The 5,703-nt window shown below is 55.8% G+C and carries 3 rRNA genes; all 3 read left to right on the top strand.

Annotation, left to right across the window (positions count from 1 at the left end):
- Positions 1–108 precede the first annotated feature (108 nt).
- Positions 109–1,640, top strand: a 16S ribosomal RNA gene (locus ACX80B_RS18360).
- A 528-nt stretch (positions 1,641–2,168) separates the two neighbouring features.
- Positions 2,169–5,311: ribosomal RNA gene (locus tag ACX80B_RS18355) — 23S ribosomal RNA — on the top strand.
- A gap of 217 nt (positions 5,312–5,528) precedes the next feature.
- Positions 5,529–5,645, top strand: a 5S ribosomal RNA gene (gene rrf / locus ACX80B_RS18350).
- Together the 16S, 23S and 5S rRNA genes form the textbook arrangement of a ribosomal RNA operon.
- Positions 5,646–5,703: the final 58 nt, after the last annotated feature.

The following is a 5,703-nucleotide window of genomic DNA, read 5'->3' as shown; positions in this document are numbered from 1 at the left end:
TCTGGCTGCCGCCCCTGTGGTGGTTGGATGGTTTTTTTAGCTGGTTTCAAATTTAGTGCGATCAGTGTGCTCCTTTTTCCGGGGTGTGCTGGTTGTGTCTGTGATACATCAACGGAGAGTTTGATCCTGGCTCAGGATGAACGCTGGCGGCGTGCTTAACACATGCAAGTCGAACGATGATCCGGTGCTTGCACCGGGGATTAGTGGCGAACGGGTGAGTAACACGTGAGTAACCTGCCCTTAACTTCGGGATAAGCCTGGGAAACCGGGTCTAATACTGGATATGACTGCCGGCCGCATGGTCTGGTGGTGGAAAGCTTTATGCGGTTTTGGATGGACTCGCGGCCTATCAGCTTGTTGGTGAGGTAATGGCTTACCAAGGCGACGACGGGTAGCCGGCCTGAGAGGGTGACCGGCCACACTGGGACTGAGACACGGCCCAGACTCCTACGGGAGGCAGCAGTGGGGAATATTGCACAATGGGCGAAAGCCTGATGCAGCGACGCCGCGTGAGGGATGAATGCCTTCGGGTTGTAAACCTCTTTCAGTAGGGAAGAAGCCCTTCGGGGTGACGGTACTTGCAGAAGAAGCGCCGGCTAACTACGTGCCAGCAGCCGCGGTAATACGTAGGGCGCAAGCGTTATCCGGAATTATTGGGCGTAAAGAGCTCGTAGGCGGTTTGTCGCGTCTGCTGTGAAAGCCCGGGGCTCAACCCCGGGTCTGCAGTGGGTACGGGCAGACTGGAGTGCAGTAGGGGAGACTGGAATTCCTGGTGTAGCGGTGAAATGCGCAGATATCAGGAGGAACACCGATGGCGAAGGCAGGTCTCTGGGCTGTTACTGACGCTGAGGAGCGAAAGCATGGGGAGCGAACAGGATTAGATACCCTGGTAGTCCATGCCGTAAACGTTGGGCACTAGGTGTGGGGGACATTCCACGTTTTCCGCGCCGTAGCTAACGCATTAAGTGCCCCGCCTGGGGAGTACGGCCGCAAGGCTAAAACTCAAAGGAATTGACGGGGGCCCGCACAAGCGGCGGAGCATGCGGATTAATTCGATGCAACGCGAAGAACCTTACCAAGGCTTGACATGTACTGGTAACGCCTGGAAACAGGTGCCCCCTTTTGGGCCGGTATACAGGTGGTGCATGGTTGTCGTCAGCTCGTGTCGTGAGATGTTGGGTTAAGTCCCGCAACGAGCGCAACCCTCGTTCTATGTTGCCAGCGCGTTATGGCGGGGACTCATAGGAGACTGCCGGGGTCAACTCGGAGGAAGGTGGGGACGACGTCAAATCATCATGCCCCTTATGTCTTGGGCTTCACGCATGCTACAATGGCCGGTACAAAGGGTTGCGATACTGTGAGGTGGAGCTAATCCCAAAAAGCCGGTCTCAGTTCGGATTGAGGTCTGCAACTCGACCTCATGAAGTCGGAGTCGCTAGTAATCGCAGATCAGCAACGCTGCGGTGAATACGTTCCCGGGCCTTGTACACACCGCCCGTCAAGTCACGAAAGTTGGTAACACCCGAAGCCGGTGGCCTAACCCCCTTGTGGGGAGGGAGCCGTCGAAGGTGGGACCGGCGATTGGGACTAAGTCGTAACAAGGTAGCCGTACCGGAAGGTGCGGCTGGATCACCTCCTTTCTAAGGAGCACCTCAACGCACCGCGCCGCTTATATGGTGGTGGCCGGGTGGTTGCAGGAGATGCCCATATCAGAGACGTTTGTTCTTTGGTGGGTGCTCATGGGTGGAATATCGATGGAACAGGGCCGGGACTTAAAGTGTTCGGCTGGTGAGTACGCTGCCCCCTTTGGGGGTGGTTGGAAATCTGGTTGGGTGTGAGTGGTTCCGGGTCGTTTGGCACACTGTTGGGTCCTGAAATAACAGGGCCGTATTGAGCAATTTTGGTATGGCCTGGTTGTTTCCGGGTTCCCGCGCTGTCCGTCCCGCATGCTTGTTGTGTGTGGGTGGTGGTGATGGGGTTGTTGTTTGAGAACTACATAGTGGACGCGAGCATCTTCTCGTGATGATGGGCATTGTCCGGCTTTTGGCTGGGGAGTGTTTGTTGTTGTGAGGAAAAGCAATTTTAGAAAACCTGGTGCCGCAGCTCTTTTTGGGGTTGTGGTTTGCCATTGGTTTTCTCGATTTAGCTCATTTTATTTTGATCTTTGTGGTCAAGTTTTTAAGAGCACACGGTGGATGCCTTGGCATTAGGAGCCGAAGAAGGACGTGGGAATCTGCGATAAGCCTGGGGGAGTTGATAACCGAACTTTGATCCCAGGATGTCCGAATGGGGAAACCCCGCCGGGGGCGCCTTTGGTGTCACCCGGTGACCCGTACCTGAACACATAGGGTGCGTGGAGGGAACGCGGGGAAGTGAAACATCTCAGTACCCGCAGGAAGAGAAAACAATAGTGATTCCGTCAGTAGTGGCGAGCGAACGCGGATCAGGCTAAACCGGTCCATGTGTGATAGCCGGCGGGCGTTGCATGGCCGGGGTTGTGGGACTTCCCGTATCAGTTCTGCCGGACTGGTGCAGTGAGTGTATGCGTATAGTTGAACGGTTTTGAAAGGCCGGCCGTAGAGGGTGTTAGTCCCGTAAACGAAATACGTGGTGCCGCTGGGGGAGTATCCCAAGTAGTACGGGGCCCGAGAAATCCCGTGCGAATCTGTCAGGACCACCTGATAAGCCTAAATACTACCTAATGACCGATAGCGGACAAGTACCGTGAGGGAAAGGTGAAAAGTACCCCGGGAGGGGAGTGAAACAGTACCTGAAACCGTGTGCTTACAATCCGTCGGAGCCAGCTCTGTTCTGGTGACGGCGTGCCTTTTGAAGAATGAGCCTGCGAGTTAGTGTTACGTCGCGAGGTTAACCCGTGTGGGGAAGCCGTAGCGAAAGCGAGTCTGAACAGGGCGACGCAGTGGCGTGATCTAGACCCGAAGCGGAGTGATCTACCCATGGCCAGGTTGAAGCGACGGTAAGACGTCGTGGAGGACCGAACCCACTTCAGTTGAAAATGGAGGGGATGAGCTGTGGGTAGGGGTGAAAGGCCAATCAAACTCCGTGATAGCTGGTTCTCCCCGAAATGCATTTAGGTGCAGCGTTGCGTGTTTCTTGCCGGAGGTAGAGCTACTGGATGGCCGATGGGCCCTACAAGGTTACTGACGTCAGCCAAACTCCGAATGCCGGTAAGTGAGAGCGCAGCAGTGAGACTGTGGGGGATAAGCTTCATAGTCGAGAGGGAAACAGCCCAGACCACCAACTAAGGCCCCTAAGCGTGTGCTAAGTGGGAAAGGATGTGGAGTTGCGAAGACAACCAGGAGGTTGGCTTAGAAGCAGCCATCCTTGAAAGAGTGCGTAATAGCTCACTGGTCAAGTGATTCCGCGCCGACAATGTAGCGGGGCTCAAGTACACCGCCGAAGTTGTGGCATTCACATAATACCCAAGCCGGAGACTTGTTCTTTTGGTTCAGGGGTGTGGATGGGTAGGGGAGCGTCGTGTGGGCAGTGAAGCCGCGGTGGAAACCAGTGGTGGAGCCTACACGAGTGAGAATGCAGGCATGAGTAGCGAAAGACGGGTGAGAAACCCGTCCGCCGAATGATCAAGGGTTCCAGGGTCAAGCTAATCTGCCCTGGGTAAGTCGGGACCTAAGGCGAGGCCGACAGGCGTAGTCGATGGACAACGGGTTGATATTCCCGTACCGGCGAAGAACCGCCCATACCAAACGGGGGATACTAACCACCCGAACCATGACCGACCGCCCTTGTGGTGGAAGGTTTTTTGGGGAGCGTGGGACCTGATCCCGGGAGGTAAGCGTATTAACAGGTGTGACGCAGGAAGGTAGCCGGGCCGGGCGATGGTTGTCCTGGTCCAAGGATGTAGGGCGAACGGTAGGCAAATCCGCCGTTCATGTGCCTGAGATCTGATGGGACCCCCGTATGGGGGAATCCGGTGATCCTATGCTGCCGAGAAAAGCATCGACGTGAGGTTCCAGCCGCCCGTACCCCAAACCGACACAGGTGATCAGGTAGAGAATACCAAGGCGATCGAGAGAATTATGGTTAAGGAACTCGGCAAAATGCCCCCGTAACTTCGGGAGAAGGGGGGCCTGCCCCGTGATGGAGACTTGCTTTCCGGAGCGGGTGTGGGCCGCAGAGACCAGGGGGAAGCGACTGTTTACTAAAAACACAGGTCCGTGCGAAGTCGCAAGACGATGTATACGGACTGACTCCTGCCCGGTGCTGGAAGGTTAAGAGGACCGGTTAGCCCCTTGTGGGCGAAGCTGGGAATTTAAGCCCCAGTAAACGGCGGTGGTAACTATAACCATCCTAAGGTAGCGAAATTCCTTGTCGGGTAAGTTCCGACCTGCACGAATGGAGTAACGACTTCCCCGCTGTCTCAACCATAAACTCGGCGAAATTGCAGTACGAGTAAAGATGCTCGTTACGCGCAGCAGGACGGAAAGACCCCGAGACCTTTACTATAGTTTGGTATTGGTGTTCGGTGTGGCTTGTGTAGGATAGGTGGGAGACTTTGAGGCCGGCACGCCAGTGTCGGTGGAGTCATCGTTGAAATACCACTCTGGTCACTCTGGACATCTAACTTCGGCCCGTAATCCGGGTCAGGGACAGTGCCTGATGGGTAGTTTAACTGGGGCGGTTGCCTCCTAAAGAGTAACGGAGGCGCCCAAAGGTTCCCTCAGCCTGGTTGGCAATCAGGTGGCGAGTGTAAGTGCACAAGGGAGCTTGACTGTGAGAGCGACAGCTCAAGCAGGGACGAAAGTCGGGACTAGTGATCCGGCGGCACATTGTGGAATGGCCGTCGCTCAACGGATAAAAGGTACCTCGGGGATAACAGGCTGATCTTGCCCAAGAGTCCATATCGACGGCATGGTTTGGCACCTCGATGTCGGCTCGTCGCATCCTGGGGCTGGAGTAGGTCCCAAGGGTTGGGCTGTTCGCCCATTAAAGCGGTACGCGAGCTGGGTTTAGAACGTCGTGAGACAGTTCGGTCCCTATCCGCTGCGCGCGCAGGAAATTTGAGAAGGTCTGTCCTTAGTACGAGAGGACCGGGACGGACGAACCTCTGGTGTGTCAGTTGTACTGCCAAGTGCACCGCTGATTAGCTACGTTCGGAGAGGATAACCGCTGAAAGCATCTAAGCGGGAAGCCAGCTTCAAGATGAGATTTCCATAGGTGTTAAGCCTGGGAGGCCCCCAGCCAGACCACTGGGTTGATAGGCCGGACGTGGAAGCAAGGACTAAAGACTTGTGAAGCTGACCGGTACTAATAGGCCGATAACTTACACCACACACCACCGGTGCGTGAACGTTTCAAAAGGGACGTACACCAACAAAAAACCGGCTGGTAAGACCAAAAATGCACGCGTCCACTATGTGGTTCCCACCCAACAACCCAAGGGTGCAGCGAACCAACAATTGAATACACAACCAAGCAGCACAGTTGTAACCCACAAAGCTTCCACCCCCAACCACCACGAGTGGCAAAACGGGGGGCGGAGAAAGAGTTACGGCGGTCATAGCGTGGGGGAAACGCCCGGTCCCATTCCGAACCCGGAAGCTAAGACCCACAGCGCCGATGGTACTGCACCCGGGAGGGTGTGGGAGAGTAGGTCACCGCCGGACCCACATTAAGTGAGGGGCCCCAAACCACCAGGTTCGGGGCCCCCACCCACTTAACAGC

Source organism: Arthrobacter monumenti (assembly GCF_054511255.1).
Note: the sequence above shows the minus strand (reverse complement) of the source record. Positions and strands in the feature narration are given on the sequence as shown.